Source organism: Natronomonas halophila (assembly GCF_013391085.1).
GTDB classification, from domain to species: domain Archaea; phylum Halobacteriota; class Halobacteria; order Halobacteriales; family Haloarculaceae; genus Natronomonas; species Natronomonas halophila.
This window is the reverse complement of the sequence record NZ_CP058334.1, coordinates 608310-624159: the sequence shown is the minus strand read 5'-3', so window position 1 is coordinate 624159 and position 15850 is coordinate 608310. Positions and strand designations below refer to the sequence as shown.

Sequence of the window (15850 nt, the reverse complement as noted above, 5' to 3'; positions counted from 1 at the left end):
TTCTGGCGATAAATGGGTTCGGAGGTATTCAGGATTCCTGCTGTTTGGCCGCGGCGCGCCGGACACGCTCGTAGTCCTGCATACAGCCCCTGAGTCATCGTAGCCCGGTGGGTTGTACGTGCGGACGAGGGCTTTCTTGGCGGCCGCAGCGTCGGTCGGGTCGGCAAGCACGGTGCTATCGAGGTGGTGCGCAAATAAAAAAGCGGTCGGTTAGCTCAGTTAGGCTTCCCACTCGGTGAGGGTTGCGGTTCGGCCGCCGCCCTCAGACGTCCAGATGACGCGCGCACTGTTGTCCGAAATATCCGATTGGAACGTGACAGTAGCTTGGTCACCGGCTGCCACCTCGCTATCACCGCTGACAGTGCCTGCATAATCTATCCATGTCTCATTCGTGTTTGGGTTCAGGTGATTGTTCCCGGAGATAGTGAGTCGGTCTGCAGGGATGGTACTCCCACCGTCATGCGTGATGGTAAGTGCCGGGTCGCCCGACGTATCGTAGTCGGTGCTGAACTGTGCGTTCGGTGCGGTTTCCTGAACCTGGTCGCCGAGACCGAGAACGAATGTCCCGATCACGGCCGCGAGAATCACGGTGATTGCGACCATCAGAATGACACCGATGACCGGCGACACCGCGTCGTCGTCGTTGAGTAGTTGTTTGAATTCCATGGTTGGTGGTTGCGGCGCAGCGGTTTCACGACGAGAAGTTGGGCCGCGGGGTTTAAGCGTCCCCTCACCAACAATCAGATGTCGGCGAGGGGAACTTGGGTAGCTCCCTCGAACCCGTCTTTCTCGCGTGCTGTCTGCGCTCACATACTGGTGGCCGCGCCTAGGGGTTTAAACATTCGGGCGTATCGACAGCTGAGCCACCCACAACCCGAGACAATAAAGCAACACCTATACCTATCAGTTTCTTGGGTATTTTAATAGGAAATCGGTGGGTAGAGTGCTTGAAACGCGAATATAGGCATAGGTTTTTCTAGGAGGAGGCAGTTATATCGAGTAACGCGCGGCGTGCGTGTGGCCCCATCCGGGATACAACGCTGCCCCTGAAAACCCAACCCAGTTGGACTGGCGGAGGCGCAGCGCGAACACCGCACGCCGAGTACACCAGTCCCAACTGTCACCTTCACCCATCATGTCCACACGCCAATCCACCGAGAGCGACAGCACCAGCCTTAGCAGTCGCGAACCGCTCGGGAACCGCGACAACTGGTGGGGCGACGACACCACGCCCGACCGCCAACGCGGCCACGTCGAGGTCGCCGGCACTGACGCCGCCGAGCACAAAGCCCGCCAACTCGCCCTCCGCTTTTGCCAGCCGCTGTGTCGCACCCAACTCGAAGAACCAGCGTGGAACGGCGGCCGGCCCGCCGAACTCCTCGCGTGGCTCGTTGACGACGACTGTATCGACGGCCGCGGCGACGTCCTGCATCGCGAACAGAAACCCGTCGAACTCACCGCCCCGAAGCTCCCGCTCCCGAAGGAGCGCGAACTCGGAGGGCAAACTATAGAGTACGGCGCCCACCGCGTCCGGCGTCGCTATAACCCGGAAACTGGATACATCAATTTCGGCGAGACGACGGGTACGACCATCCCGGAGTTCGGCTACGAGATCTACAAGCTCTGCGTGCATACGTATCTCGGGGAGCGCGAGTTCCGGATCTCCGAGGGCGACGCATACCTCGAACCTCGATGATTCAACCAGCCTCCGAAAGAAAATCGCTGGATGACCCGGAGTTACGCCGCCGGTCCGCGGGCCCGTGGCCCCGGGCCGCCGTTTTTAATCGGCCGCCGATTGTAACGGATTCCTCGATTGTAACCATTACAACCACGACTTAGACATGCCCCACGAGACGGGGACTGTCACCGAGGTTGGCGCCGGCAACATCCAGTTCTACATTCCAGCCGACGTGAGTCGCAGCGACGCCTGTCCCTTCGACCCACACGACGAGTTCAGCGTCCGCACCATCGCCGGCGTCGGGCTGTTGCTGACGCCGGTGGAGGTGACGCCGACCATCGCCGACCTCCTTGACGGTCTCGACATCCAAACACCGCCAGACGCACCGCTCGCCGACCACCGATTACAGGAGACTGATTAATCCATGAACCCACAGACACAGCACCAGCAGCCGTCTCGCTTCGGCAGCATCACTTGGCTCCAGGAGGAGCTCGCTGCCGAAGTCCGATTCGTCGACGATCCCGACCTCACCAAGCGCATCTACCAGTGGCTCCGAGACGCCCACGACCTGCCCGGCGGCGATATGGTGAGCATCGTCGACCACCACCTCACGCAACTCCGCCGCATCGATAGCGACGACGAAGACGCCGGGATGGCCGAATATCCGATGCGCCGCGTCGATGGCGACGGCACGGGCGACTTCCCCGACTCGTGCAAGGGGTGTGAGCACTACCGAACTCGCTGTCCGGTGTTCATCGATCCAGTCGAGCGCCGGCGACGCGAAGCGCTCGAATCGGAGTACGCCGACGCCGATATGAGCCAGACGAAGCGCGCCTATCGGCGGTATGCCGAATCCATCGGCTGCCACCAAATTACGCAGGCGTTGGCCGACCGCGCCGAAGAGTACAACGCCCTCTGGGAACGCGGGATGGATCTCTACGAGGAGAGCGACGTCGAGATCGGCCACACTGACGAGAGTGATGAAGCCGCCCGTATCGAGGCGCAAGTCGCTCAGGGGGACCGCTGATGGTGAACTACGTCGCCATCGGCGTTATCGCCGTCGTCATCGTTCTGCTCGTCATCTGGGCGCTGGACCGCTGGAACGTCTTCGGTGACGACCGCGAAAACCCCGACAGCGGGACCGACCGCGTGAAACAGGAAGCCCGCCGCAGCGGCGACTACAGCGTCTCGTGGCTGAAGAAACACAAGACCCTGACGCTACCCGCGAAGGTGGTGGTACTTGCTATCGGCGGCATCATCATCTCAACTGGCGTCTACGTCTACTTCACGTTCAAAGCCGGCGCGCCGGCGGAAGTCCCGTACGCGAACGCGATTCAGGCCGGCGTTATCGCCATCGTCGGTATCTTCGGCGGCGTCGCCTACCGGGCAAAGAAGGACCGCGGCCGCGGCCGCCTCGACATCGTCTACGAAGACGAAGGCGGCGACGAGGAAAGCACCGAAACCGTCTGGTACGGCAAAGCCGAGACGACGACGAACACCGACGGCAACAAGATCGTCTACGAGCACTTCCCCACCCGGATTCTCGGGCTCTTCGGCCGGCGGAAGCTTGTCGCCCACGACCGCGAACTCCGGTCGAAACGCACGGTGTTGAGCGACCGCGTCGCCCACGAAATCCCGGGTCACGCCGTCCAGATCGACGAGGACCACTACCAGATTCGCACGCAAGCCCAGGAAACCACCGAGGGCGTCTCGAACGCTGCCGACTACCAGTATCGATCCCCCATCGAGATGCCCTACGAGAGCTACCTCCAGCAAAAAGAGCAAATCGAGAAATACAAGATGCGACTCGACACCAAGGACGCGAAACTCGGCGAGGCACAGGCGCTGCTGTCCGACCTTCAGCGGCGGATGCAGTCCAACGAGCGATTCAATCGCGAAGCCGCTCGCGAGGAAATCATGGAGACGTTGGAGCGGCTACCGACGCCGCAGCGGTCGGTCGAAGTCCGTCAGGACCGCCGTGCCGAGCGACTCCCGAAAGACCAGCGTGAGGCCAACGGCGCCGGCATGGAGGCCGATACATGAAGCGTCTCGTCCTCGCCGCGCTACTGATCCTCTCGCTGGTTGCCGTCCCGATGGGCGCCGTCGCCCAGGACGGTACGAACACGACGACCGCGACGCCGACAGAGACAGCCTCGACGCCGACACCGGCAGCCGGTGACTCGGAGCCCGAGGGCCCGACCGCGGCCTCACAGGTGCGCGTCACGCCCGTGCAGTTCGACGAGGACTTCCTTGGCGTTGCCGTCAACCAGTCGGATTCGGTGTTCGAAACCACCGGGCCGTTCGCGGTGTTCTCCCTCTCTCAATCCGTCGAGGCCGCCCGTGTCCAACAGCAACCCGCGAACGCCGAGGTGTTGGCCGGCGGCCGGCAGGTCCGCGTCGACTACGATGACGATGCCGCGCCGCTCGGCGAGAAATCGCTGTACACGCTGGAGTTGTTCTTCGAAGACGGCAGCACGAAAGAGATCACGCTGTATGCGCGGAAGACCGGCGTCTCCGTCGGCGCCAGTGAACTGCAGGAATACGCGCCCGTCATTGAGGAACTGAAGGAGGTCTCGGAAGCCCACGGCTACGGGACCTCCCCCGACGAACTCCAGGTCTACCTTGGCTACATCAATGACCGCGCCGACCTCGTTGAAGGCTTCCTCACCGAGAAAGCCGCCCAACTGATGGGGCTGGCTATCGCCGCCGCGACGAACTGGTTGTTCTGGGTCCTGCTGCTCGCCGGTATCGCGCTGCTGGCGAAGTGGATTCAGCGTCGCTACGGCGGCCTCCTGGAGGCCCTGCAGAACGACGTCGGACGCGCCGAACGCGAGCGTCGCGAACTGGAACTCGCGTATCGCGAGCAGCGCCAGACCGCCGACGAAGTGCCGCTCGAAGACATCCCAGCCGTCGGGTCGAACGCGATCTACTGGCAGGACGGCTTGAAGACGCGGTCCGCGGGCCAACTCGCCCGGCTGGCAGCGCTGGGCGCCCACCGGAAGACCGACGACGGACTGGAGCAGGTCCACGACGGCGTGGCCGATCTCGAACCCGGCAACATCGAGAACTCGTGGCTGGAGCCCGTCCTTCGCGGGAACCGCATCCCGACCGCGAAGCAGGCCCTCGGCGAGGTGAAGGCGACACTCGAGTACATGGAGACCGAGTACAACCTCGGCCACCTGTATCGAGACGCTCGCGACGACGTCGCCCAGCTCATCGAGGAACTCGATAACGAGGACAAGATGGCGTTCGGGCCGTCGAACCACGGCACCGGGAGTGATGACTGATGGGGGCGCTTGACCGCCTTCGGGCGGCCGTCGCGACGGTTATCGGCTTCATCTGGCGGGTTCTCACCCTACCCGTTCGGCTCGTGGTTCGTGCTGCCCGCCGCATCAAAACGCTGCTCGGACCTGTTTTCGAGGCAGGGTCGCGAGGGCTGAGGCTCCTGTGGCGAGTCCTCACGTTCCCGTTCCGTATCCCGATTCGCGTCTGGCGAAGCATTCGAGGTCTGCTCGTCGCCTCGCCCGCAACGAAAGCGCTTACTCTTGGCGCGATCCTGTTGGCGTCAATCGCTGGCGCCGGGTTCTTCTACGCCGCGACTTCCGGCACCGAAGTGTCGGCCTCCAGTGCGCCCGTCATCTCGGCGCTCTTCGAGTGGATGACGAACGGCTGGGGCTACGTCATCGCGGCCGTCGTGTTCGGCCGCGGTACCATCTGGGGAATTCGGTCCGCGCGGATTCGCCGCGCCGCCCAAGAGACCGGCTACTCGCCGGAGACGATTACGCAGGCAGCCGACGAGATTCGGACGACGCAGGGCACGAATCGCGCCATCATCTTCGGTGACGACACGGTTGAGAAAGCGAAAGCCCACATCCGCAGCGCCTTCGAGGGCGAAGCCGACACGCTCTCACTGGAGGAAGGCGTCACCGATCCCTTCGACGAAGCCCTGACGCCTGCGGTCCGCCCGATTGACGACCAGCCAGAGGCCGAGACCGTTATTCAGGTCCCGGACCGCCCCGACGAGAGCGACGATGCCGGCGACGACGGCCCGGCGGCGTCGGCCTCGGAGCGCTTCAAGCTCTGGCGCATGGATCTGGCAACTTCGCTGCAGACATCGGCACTCATCTGGCGCCTCCTGGTGCCGGCGGCGATTGTGTTCGTCCTTGAGCTCATCGTCGTCCAGTTCTGGGTACAGGTGTGGCTGTATCCGTCGATGCTGGCCGCAGCGCTGTTGGTCGGCCTCGGCGTGTACAAGACCGACCAGTGGCGGCGAAAACGTCGCCTCCGACGCCTTCGCGGCGACCGCACCGGCGAGACGTGGGAGGAAATCAGCGTCCTCGTCAAGACCGTCGAAACGCCGGAAGTCACCCTCCACATCGGCTTTCTCGCCGGGCGGCGATACGCCTCGAAGGACCGCGAGGATCTCGTGGAGACGCTCGCGACGCGGGCCCTCGAACGCTCGAACGGCTATCACCCGTCGCCAGCCATCGAGGAGCGGTACGCGTGGTGTGTCGACCGCTATATCCTCAACTTCGCGGGCTGGCGGGAGAACTTCGAGAAGCCCGGTATCTACGACGAACTCGTGAGCGAGGTGCTGGATTCCGAGGAAGGCATCGTCCCACGAGACGTCCTCGCCGGCCGCGTCACCGAGCACGACCGCCGCTACATCTGGCAAGGTCTCCGCTTTGTCGGGATGGGCTACGGCCCCGATCTCGTCGCCGAGTGCTACGAAGAACTCGTGCCCGCGGCGCTCGTCGAGCGTGAGATGACGCTGGAGGCACCCGACGGCGGCCGGGACATCGTGGGCGTCCGCGCCCGCGTCGAGGCGCTGCCTCCGGACGTCGCAAAGCTGCGAGCGAACTTCTCCCAGCGATTCCCGATGCAGTCGCTGGAGACGCGATACGACTTGCCGGACGCAACGCCTGAAGAAACGACCCAACGGTACACGATTCCATCATGAATAGCCAATTCGACGCGATTCAGGAACGCGACCGGACCGACACGGCCACCGCGGCCGAAAACCGGCTTCGCGACCGGATTCGTGAGCAACTCTATCAGGAGAATCGTGAGGTCGAAGCCGAGGTTCGGACGCTTATCAGCGACGCCGAAGACGCGCTGGTCGGCGATAGCGACGCTGATGCCGAGGAACTGCTCGCGCAAGCCCACTGGTACCTGTGGCTGGACCCCGACCGCGACGACGTCCTTCGCGGCAGCGACGTCGCACCGTGGGCCCGCAGCGCCTTTCTCCGGATGCACCGGCTTCGGACGCGTGGTCGCCGCCCCGACGCTGTCGACGAACACGCCGTCCTGCATGAAATTGCGAAAGCGCAGGGCTACATCGCCGGCGCCAGCGACCGGACGAACTACGCCCCGATCACGCTCGAACATCTCGATAAGAAGGGGATGCGCTCGCTGGTCAAAGAAGAGGACCTTCTCCCCATCGGCCGGAAGCGGATGGCTGGCGATTCGACAGCCTCCGTCGAGTACATGAGCGCCGCCGTCCCGCACATGTCGTGTGACCACATCCTGACCACGGCGAGTCCACGCCAGGGCAAGGACTCGACGAACGCCCGCATCTGTGGGAACCTGAAGGACCAACACGGCTACAAGTGGGTCTCCATCCTCGACGACGGCCGAAACGAACTCCCGATGATCGCCATCCCGAACGACGAAGACCCGATTCGGCAGAGTCTCAAACGCCTCGGGCAGGAACCGAAAGCATACGAGACACGCGTCTACGTGCCCGCGATGCCGGGCCTCCCGGACCGACTCCCCGGGAACTTCGAGTTGTTCACCGTCGGCGTCGATACACTGACGCCCGAGATCATCCTCCGACTGGCTGGCAAGTCCTCGGCCAGCGGCTCAACCGAACGCCGGATCAAGCAGGCGCTGAAAACGACGCGCCGCGGCACTGGAACGGTCGACCAACTCGTCGACGAACTGCAGGACCTCGCCGGCGAGAAGGAAGCCACCGTCACCGTCAACGAACTGGGTGACGAAGAGGCGATGCGCGACATCTCCTATCAGATGGAGGAAGACGAAACCCTCCAGCAGGCGGCCAACACACTCGCCCAGTACGCCGCCGACGGCCTCATCGAGGACGCCGATGCCGAGACGAACCTCGATATGGAGGCCGTGCTGAAAGACCAGGAGCGCGTCGCCGCGCTGAACTGTAACTTCCTCGATGACGGCCACGGCGCCCTCCAGTTCGTCATCATGGACCTGTGGATGCAGCTTATCTGGACGGCGATCGACGAGAACAAGAACGTGCCTCGGATTGCGCTGGAGATTCGGGAGTTGAAGAACGTCGCGCCCTCACAGCCGCGAAATCACAAGTATAGCGCCGAGCGGAAGGCGACGACCCAAACGATTTTCGAACTCGCCTCACAGGGCGGCTCTCGCGGTATCATGCTCGTTGGGTCGACCCAGAAACTCAACGACGTCGAGCGCTCCATCCGCGTGAACATGCGAAACAAGATCGTCCTGTCGAACGAGGACGAAGGGATTAGCACGCTGAAAGAGGGCCTGGACCTCGATGGCCTCGAAGAGCAGATTAAGAGTTTCAAAAAGGGCCAGGGCCTCATCGCAACGCCGAAATGGAAACGCTGGCCCGTTGAGTTCGCCGGCGCGCGGTGCGGGCTCTCCGATAAAGACCGAGTCTGGTTGGATCGATACGGCATCGCGTGGGGCGCCCGCGTTCGCGAAGAGGAACGCGACAAGTGGCACTACACATTCGACGACGTGGAGTGGTGGGTCGAAGTCAACGATATCGAAGTCCACGACGGCGACGAGAAACCCGCGATTCGGGATTACTACTCGGACTGGTATCTCATCGACGATGATTTCCCCGATGACATCAGTCCGGCCGACATCGACGCCGAGGTCGTGGCAGAGGCGCTTGAACGGCGGCGAGAGTATCCCGTTCCGAGCGACCTCTCGCTGTACCCGACCGAGCAACCGCGGGCCGAGCGGACGACGACGATTCGGGACGCCGAGAAAGCCCAGGAAGAACGCGTCAAGAACAACCTCGATGACCACGATATCCCGACTGTCATCGAGCCATGGGCATACGTCAGCGATGACAAGCGCTCGAACATGCTGGACGTCCTGCGTGCAGTCCGCGATAATCGTGTCGGGACCTATGGCCAGATTGCCGACCATTGTACTGTGAAAGAGACGACCATCGCGAATTACGCCAGTACGAACGAGGACCTCGGTGCCTGTATCGTAAAGGATGAAGAGCTCGGCGGGTACGTACTGACGCCCGTCGGCGAGAAAGCGCTCAATGCGCCGTGGTCTGACATCGTTCCCTGAATCAAATCATCATCACATACGCCCGCGCGCCACGTTCCACGACCTATACTGCGCGCGTAATGGACAGGGGGTGAGTTTACCGAACTCGGCTGACTCCCAGAAAAACCTTCAGAGGCCCAGCTATACCTCGATATTCCATGCTCGAACCCTTTCTTATCGGCGTCGGAACCGGCTTCCTCGCCGGCTACGCCATCAGAGGAGGATTACAATCAGATGAGATCGACACGATCGACGAAGTTCTCGAGGAGGAGCTGCAGGCTACGAAAGACCTCTACGCTTCGACAGAGATCGACGACGAGGAGAATCTCGCCTTCGAGGTGATGATTCTCCAGCGGCTCGGCACCGAACGGATCATGCGGGCCGCCGTCGACGTCGTCGGCCCGCAGACGGCGCTGGCCATCGCGAAACATTTCGAGGGTAATCATCAGGAGTACCCAGCGCCGACGCCGAGACACTCAAGCGTGTGAAGGCGTCGGCGAGAACCGAACGACATCGATCAGTCGATGACACGCTCACGATGCCATCGGCTGTAGACGCTTGAAACGTTAGCGCGAATCGATAACAAAATCAATTCATTAACTTACCCGCTCAGTCCGACACAATATAGATCGGGACCTCATTGGGATCAATCAAACCTGGAATGCCCTCAACCAACTCGTCAGTATTGAGGAGTTGATTAAAATGCTCTTAAATTCTGCGTCAGAGACGATATCACAGGTTCGATAATTTGAAGATATATCGGCCTACCTTTTTGACAAGAATGAATATGGAATCTATTCGAGATCGGGTCTATTCTCATCCCGTTATCACAATACTAGCTCTTGGTGTCATTTTTCGAATCGTCTTTTTTAATCTGGTTGTTGTCAACTATGATGCAGGTTTATATTTATATGACACTAAACTCCTCTTAGAAGGACAAGTTCCGCTTATAGATTATTTTAGCCGATCACCTCTTTTCCATGCGTTCCTATCGCCCGCTATACTCCTCGATTTGAGTCCAATCGTTATTGCGCGAGTACAGATGGCTTTAGTAAGCCTCACTCTCGGAGTGGCGATATACCTTGTCACAACCCAACTCCATTCCCGCGAGGCCGGGATTATGGCCATGGCTGTATTCGTTTTGGCCCCTTTCGAACTAGTTTATGGGCTTTGGCTGAAGACGGAACAGGTAGCACAACTAGTAGTTCTAACTGGACTATTACCGCTGCTTGGTCATCTTGACGACGATTACCTTCCACTACGTGATCCGATTTTACTCGGTGGGGCGGTTGGAACCGCGTTTTTTGTTCGTCGGGTGGTCGTCGTTCACTTTGGTGTCATTCTAGTATTTTTGTTGTACTACCGATATGGCATCAAAGGGAAGTCGTTCATTGACTCGGTTTCACGGGGTGCTTTATTTGTCCTTTCCACAGGCCTAACCGTAATGGTTGGATACATGATATGGTCCGGAGGTTCTACGGAACACTTTATCCAACTCTTGAACACACATCTATTTGGACTAATTTCAGAACCGGTCTCACCGGGTAATGGTGCTGAGGGCCAGACAGGAATTCTTGAAAATTTATTTTCGTTCGTCTATGTCGTAGTAGCAAGAAATATTGGCTATCGTATCACATACATGCGGGCAGCTATTGTCTTACTCCCTGTTCTGCTGTTATTATTAATATATCCTGTCACATATCTTAGAAGGAGGCTTGGGAATACGAGAACTTTAGCTATGTTTGTAGTACTTGGATTAGGTGCTGTTTTATCAACGTTTTCTGTCCACTTCGCGCCGTTTACCGAATCAAGTTGGCTCATGGAATCGACCGTAGTGTCGGTAATTGTTGGGTTTGGGCTTCCTGTGGTTCTACTGACGCCCCAAATTGATGGAGACTCAGATACACCTTTATGGAACCCGAAGTTGCTTCTCCCAGCTGGCTTGGTACTAGCTATTGTCGCAAGTTATGCTATACGGGACCGAGGTATTTTTGTCACGTACTTCCAGGATGCATTCCCCTATTTGTCTATAATCACCGGGATTACAGCCCTGGTAATTTTGCGGGAAATTAAATTTGAAACAGTACAGAAAATCGCATGGAGTTGCTTACTCGTAAGCGCCATCATAATCTCCCTCACTATGGCTAATCCTTTAGTTGTGGGACCGGCAGGTGGAGATAATCAAATCACCGTTACGGATACAGTCGCCATCGGCAACGATCTCCATAAGGAGTTCGGGGACGATGCTCAAGGTTTCAGCGCGCAGCCATTATATATATTAGAAGCCGGTCATAGAGTTACCAACGACTTTTCGAGAAAATATTGGACTGTGACATGGGACCCTGAATCCAGTAGAAGCAAAGATATAATTAGGGATACAAATAACGATTTAAAATCCGGAAACACTCAGTACGTCATAGTAGAGAGGCGGACAGAGACAATTTTCAGCGTATCGCCGGCGATTGAACAGTCAGTAAATACGAATTATTGTGCTTCAGAAAACATTACACAACATGGGGGTAGAAGTATGACAATATACACACACAAGAACCACACTCAAAGTTGTGGATGAAAATTTAGTCAGCTGTTCTGGTCCAAATATTCCGGTTCAGTAGGAACGTCACTCCGAATACGATTCCACTCCCAATTACCCACGCAAGTGGATACCAGATATTCAGTTTTAATAAAACAGAATAGATTACTATATTTGCAGATTTCCCCCCAATCATAATGATATAATAAAAAGATGCTCTTTTCGCAAGTACTTGTTTGGACTTAGCTTGATATTGACTGAATACCCAGCCCTGGTTCAGCGCAAATGTGAGTAAAAGGGCGATTCCAGCAGAAACTACTGCTGCGGGGATTTCGCCTACATCAGCTATCTCAACAAGAGCGGATAGCAATAATAAATTAAAAATTAGACCTCCGAGGCTGGAGATACCATATCGAAGGAGCTGTACTATCATTCATCGGGAATGCTAACTTTGGCTCGGATATTCCGAGACCAATGTTTGGAATTTACGAACTCATATTGGAAACCAACCCGGTCAAGATGGTCTCTCAATAACGCTTTGCTCCAGAGTGTTAGATGTGCTGTTCTGTCCGGATCGGTGTTACCCAGTCGTCGTGCTAACCAATGTCCCTCCTTATTCGGATCCTTATGAGCCCAAAATTGGTGGATATCTTGCGTTAGATAGAGCCGAACAGGAAGCCAGCCTGCATTCGGGACTTCGATAATTGCTGTCCCATTAGAGTGTAGAGCTCGATACATTTCACGCAGGATTTCAGAAGGATTCTCAACATGTTCCAGAACATGTTCAATAATTATATGGTCGACTGCGTCATCCTCAACAGGAATCCCTTCATTTAGATCTGCGGATATGTCGGCAGTATCATAGTTAACGTCTATCCCCACTCCACGACGATCGGTACCACATCCTAGATTGAGAACGACCGGGGAGCCGTCGATCTCAACCAATTCATCTCTGGTATAACGACTCATTCAATGACCTCGCTAATACGGTATGGTTCTTCGCTTTTATAATAGAGTTTTGTGATCATTTCTGCGAGAACGCCAAATATGAACAGTTGCACACCAAACAAGATTAATAGGGATATCAATATCAATCTCGGCGTTTTCGGCTCCAACGGAATATTGTGAACATATTTTATATATACAGAATGGACACCCAGCGTCACCCCTGCAAGTATGAAAAGGAGTGAAAGAGACCCCAGTAGGTGAATCGGTCGCGAAGAGAATCTTGTCCAAAATGCGTGGAACAACAAGTCTAGGGACCCTTTGACAAGTCTCTTATTGCCGTATTTTGTTTCCCCACTTCCACGCGAACGGTGATTCGTGGGGATTTCAGAAACCCGATAGCCTCGATGATGTAGCCTTGCAGGAATATACCGATGGCCCTCACCATGCAAATCAATGTCTTTGATTGCCTCAGACCGATACGCTTTGAGCGTACAGCCAAAGTCGTGTATCTTAGGGCCAGTTAGCCAAGCTAAGTACGTTTGAATCTTCGACGGGAGCGTTTTTGAAATTGAATCCTTGCGATCCTTTCGCCACCCGCTAACGCAGTCATACCCCTTCTCGAGTTCTTCGAGCAGCCGAGGGATATCCGCAGGATCATTCTGCATATCAGAATCCATCGTCACAATAACATTTCCGCTTGCAGAGTCTATTCCAGCTGCTAGTGCCGCGCTTTGGCCGAAATTGCGACTAAGAACTATCACCTTAACATTCGAATGTTTATCTGCGATATCTTGCAAGAGATCCCGCGACCCATCTGTACTCCGGTCATCAACAAAAATGATTTCGTATGGCTGGTAATCGCTCAGATTATCTGATTCGGCGGCTTGTCTAAGTTCCTCCAGTAATGGCTCAAGGTTTCCTGATTCATTATACACAGGCAGCACGATCGATAGAGCAGTTGATTGTCGTGCAGAAGAGTCATTTTCGATAATCGCTCCTGCCTTTTTACCCATACTGGTAGCGATACAGCACTACTTACTTACAATTGACGGGTCGGACGTTTCCCACTTGGTGTATGCCAATCGGAGGGAAATGTTTAGTTCTGGCCGTTTCCGGGAATGGCCCAATCACGGAACCGATTAGAGACTCGAAGATGCCAAAACGAGTTGTATAAAGGCGAAGATGATGAGCACAGCAGACGTGAATATAATCCCTTTTTGTAGTTGCTTTGGGCGTCTCACGGTCGCTTCGTAGTGAGATTCATCCCAGACGCTAAAGGAATAAGCTGGGTCACAGTTTCGCTCGTCGTTCGAATGGAGATTTCGTCGAGTAGTGTCTCTCCTTTGGCCTGCTTTACCGGTATAGATCTCGATGACACCGTGGCCCTCATAAGCAAGGACTCCGGGCTCTATGGTAGTCTTCGTAGATTCTCCGTTATCTAATGGTCCAAAAATCTCTCTTTCACTTCTGACCACATCGCCGTCAACTACCATATTCCAGCCGAAGTCGCTATGCTCCCACCACTCATATTTGGAGTTGTCATTGGTGATATGGACCTGGAAAGCAGGGGACTGCTCAGTAAAATATACTGGATCTGGATGAACATCTGGTTCTACATCGAATTTTAAGCAGTCATAGTGGTCGACAGTCTGACCAGCAGGCATAGGGCAACACCCCACGGCAGATGCCTTAGGTTTTGTCCGAGAAATAGAACTTAGATTGTCTCGAAGTGGTCGTATTTCCGCTCAGTAGTTAGGATAGATGAGTGTCGTAACCGATTCCGAACGTCATAGAGCGTATTCCTGTCTTCGTACCGAAGCATCCGCCAAGCGACAGAGTGTCGTAATGTATGGGCGGTCACGTCCTTCGCGGAACCACGCCCAGCGTAGGTGTAGGGTTCAACGCCGGCGCGCTCGGCGAGACGCTTCACGACGTCGTTGATGGCCTTACCCGTCATCCGGGGCGACTTCTGGCTTGGGAAGAGCGCATCATCACCATCGTGATCGGAGAGGTAAACACGGTGGGTCCGCACGGTTCGGAGGTCGCCACTCGGATCGAGGTCGAACGTCGCCGGCGAAGGTGTGTTGTCGTTCGGGTAGTCTTTCTGGATTCCGCTGGGGATGCGGAGTTGCTCTTCCTCGAGGTCGAGCATGTCCCGGTCGACCTGTGCGATCTCGCCGCGTCGAAGGCCGGTGCCGTAGAGGAGCGTGACGATCGCGTCGTCGCGGGGGCCGTGGCGGCCTTCGTGTGCGGCATCACGCATGGCTTCGACCTGGTCGGCCTTGAGCCACGAAATGTTTGAATCCGTAGAGCGGCCGGATTGGCTGGGAGTGGACATATAAAGAGGCGTGTGCCGGAACGGCAAAAGTGTGCGATTCTATTGAGAGAGTCGAACATTTCCTATCTCCCGGTAAAGTTAGTCAAATTCGTTTGGCGGAATATTGTATTCATTTTGGACCTCCTGAATGACCTCCGAGACTTCTTCTTTTAATTCCTCGCTCGCTGCGGTTAATTCCTTCATGCTCTCTTGATATCTTTCAGCAGTTTCCTCCCTCCCGTAATTCTCTCGTCTAAATAGGCCGCGGATGTTACCCCCGGAGGCTCCAACAAGAGTTTTTTCAGGATGAATCATCCCACCTTTTGGGTTCGACCACGATTTTTGATTAATTGCTTTTCTGATCAACCACTCAACCTCGTCCACCGCGCTCGGAATGTCATCTTCTTCTTCCTGTAAAAGGGGGTCGAATCGTCCGGTTTGAAACTCCTTCCTAATGGGCACCTCGATCTCTCTAGCAACGGTATCCATTGTATCTTCAAAGTCAACCTTCTTCTCTTGATATGCTTCTATGGAATCAATCAAGCTTGGATAATTGTCGCGAAGCCAGTCAATGAGGACTGGATCGACTTCATCGAGTTCAACAAGAGAGTCCAACTCTGTTGATTGCGCTCCTTGGGGGTTAGACTGTTTCCAGCCTATACCTTTGTTGGACGATGAATCCAACCGGGCAAGGTTAGACTCGATACCTTCCAAGGATGGCAGAAGCACTTGCTGCAGAACATCTTTGACTAAGGGTCGTTCTATTTCTTTTTGATAATTGATCAGACGGGTTTCTTGCAATTCGACTTGTCTTTGGAGATGACGGATTTGTTCCTCCGTATGCTGAAGAGTGGAATATGTGACAAATGCTAAAATGAGTGTAGCAAGCGCGACCAAACCAGAAGATACCACACCCCAATCGCCGTTATAACTGAGTTGTGGTAGACCTATAGCAATAGTATGCCCAGCTGTTATTAGAAAAGCGCCAATCGCCGAGACGGCGATGATAAGGGGAAGCGATCTACGCACCAGATTGCGACCGGGATCTGAACCAAGGTCTTCATCAGACATATTCAGGCAA

16 protein-coding genes are annotated in these 15850 nt (G+C 56.2%); 9 read left to right on the top strand and 7 right to left on the bottom strand.

The annotated features are described in order from the left end of the window. Positions 1-219: 219 nt before the first annotated feature. Positions 220-666: a type IV pilin domain-containing protein gene (locus HWV23_RS03440; protein ID WP_178289026.1), complete on the bottom strand. Its 447-nt coding sequence runs from the start codon at positions 664-666 to the stop codon at positions 220-222. A gap of 469 nt (positions 667-1135) precedes the next feature. Between HWV23_RS03440 and HWV23_RS03435 the strand changes: the two genes are divergently transcribed. From HWV23_RS03435 to HWV23_RS03395, 9 genes are all read left to right on the top strand, one after another. After that, positions 1136-1696: a hypothetical protein gene (locus tag HWV23_RS03435; protein WP_178289025.1), complete on the top strand. Its 561-nt coding sequence runs from the start codon at positions 1136-1138 to the stop codon at positions 1694-1696. A gap of 145 nt (positions 1697-1841) precedes the next feature. Continuing rightward, entirely contained in the window at positions 1842-2099 is a 258-nt protein-coding gene (locus HWV23_RS03430) for a hypothetical protein (RefSeq protein ID WP_178289024.1), read from the top strand. A gap of 3 nt (positions 2100-2102) precedes the next feature. Next, the gene (locus tag HWV23_RS03425) at positions 2103-2705 is read left to right on the top strand and encodes a hypothetical protein (protein WP_178289023.1); all 603 of its coding nucleotides are present in this window, start codon (positions 2103-2105) and stop codon (positions 2703-2705) included. After that, positions 2705-3721: a hypothetical protein gene (locus HWV23_RS03420; RefSeq protein ID WP_178289022.1), complete on the top strand. Its 1017-nt coding sequence runs from the start codon at positions 2705-2707 to the stop codon at positions 3719-3721. Before HWV23_RS03425 ends, HWV23_RS03420 begins: the two co-directional genes overlap by 1 nt. Then, on the top strand, positions 3718-4965 hold the full coding sequence (locus HWV23_RS03415; protein WP_178289021.1) for a hypothetical protein: 1248 nt from the start codon (positions 3718-3720) through the stop codon (positions 4963-4965). The genes HWV23_RS03420 and HWV23_RS03415 overlap by 4 nt, the downstream gene beginning before the upstream one ends. Beyond that, a complete protein-coding gene (locus HWV23_RS03410) occupies positions 4965-6638 on the top strand; it encodes a hypothetical protein (protein WP_178289020.1) in 1674 nt (557 codons plus the stop codon). The genes HWV23_RS03415 and HWV23_RS03410 overlap by 1 nt, the downstream gene beginning before the upstream one ends. Continuing rightward, positions 6635-8992, top strand: coding sequence for a hypothetical protein (locus HWV23_RS03405; RefSeq protein ID WP_178289019.1), 2358 nt, complete (start codon positions 6635-6637; stop codon positions 8990-8992). The genes HWV23_RS03410 and HWV23_RS03405 overlap by 4 nt, the downstream gene beginning before the upstream one ends. A 137-nt stretch (positions 8993-9129) precedes the next feature. Continuing rightward, a complete protein-coding gene (locus HWV23_RS03400) occupies positions 9130-9459 on the top strand; it encodes a hypothetical protein (RefSeq protein ID WP_178289018.1) in 330 nt (109 codons plus the stop codon). 299 nt (positions 9460-9758) lie between these two features. After that, the gene (locus HWV23_RS03395) at positions 9759-11543 is read left to right on the top strand and encodes a hypothetical protein (RefSeq protein WP_178289017.1); all 1785 of its coding nucleotides are present in this window, start codon (positions 9759-9761) and stop codon (positions 11541-11543) included. A gap of 4 nt (positions 11544-11547) precedes the next feature. On the opposite strand, the gene HWV23_RS03390 is transcribed toward HWV23_RS03395, so the two are convergent. The 6 genes from HWV23_RS03390 to HWV23_RS03365 form a co-directional block, all read right to left on the bottom strand. Beyond that, a complete protein-coding gene (locus HWV23_RS03390) occupies positions 11548-11937 on the bottom strand; it encodes a GtrA family protein (RefSeq protein WP_178289016.1) in 390 nt (129 codons plus the stop codon). Further along, on the bottom strand, positions 11934-12473 hold the full coding sequence (locus HWV23_RS03385; RefSeq protein WP_178289015.1) for a methyltransferase domain-containing protein: 540 nt from the start codon (positions 12471-12473) through the stop codon (positions 11934-11936). The genes HWV23_RS03390 and HWV23_RS03385 overlap by 4 nt, the downstream gene beginning before the upstream one ends. Further along, positions 12470-13465 carry a glycosyltransferase family 2 protein gene (locus HWV23_RS03380; RefSeq protein ID WP_178289014.1) on the bottom strand — a complete coding sequence of 332 codons (996 nt, stop codon included), beginning with the start codon at positions 13463-13465 and terminating at the stop codon, positions 12470-12472. The genes HWV23_RS03385 and HWV23_RS03380 overlap by 4 nt, the downstream gene beginning before the upstream one ends. 126 nt (positions 13466-13591) lie before the next feature. Further along, positions 13592-14116 (bottom strand): hypothetical protein, encoded by a 525-nt coding sequence (locus tag HWV23_RS03375; RefSeq protein ID WP_178289013.1) that lies wholly within the window; start codon positions 14114-14116, stop codon positions 13592-13594. A gap of 50 nt (positions 14117-14166) precedes the next feature. Beyond that, complete coding sequence (locus HWV23_RS03370) at positions 14167-14790, bottom strand: tyrosine-type recombinase/integrase (protein ID WP_178289012.1); 624 nt, start codon at positions 14788-14790, stop codon at positions 14167-14169. Positions 14791-14868: 78 nt separating this feature from the next. Beyond that, a complete protein-coding gene (locus tag HWV23_RS03365; protein WP_178289011.1) occupies positions 14869-15840 on the bottom strand; it encodes a hypothetical protein in 972 nt (323 codons plus the stop codon). Positions 15841-15850 lie beyond the last annotated feature (10 nt).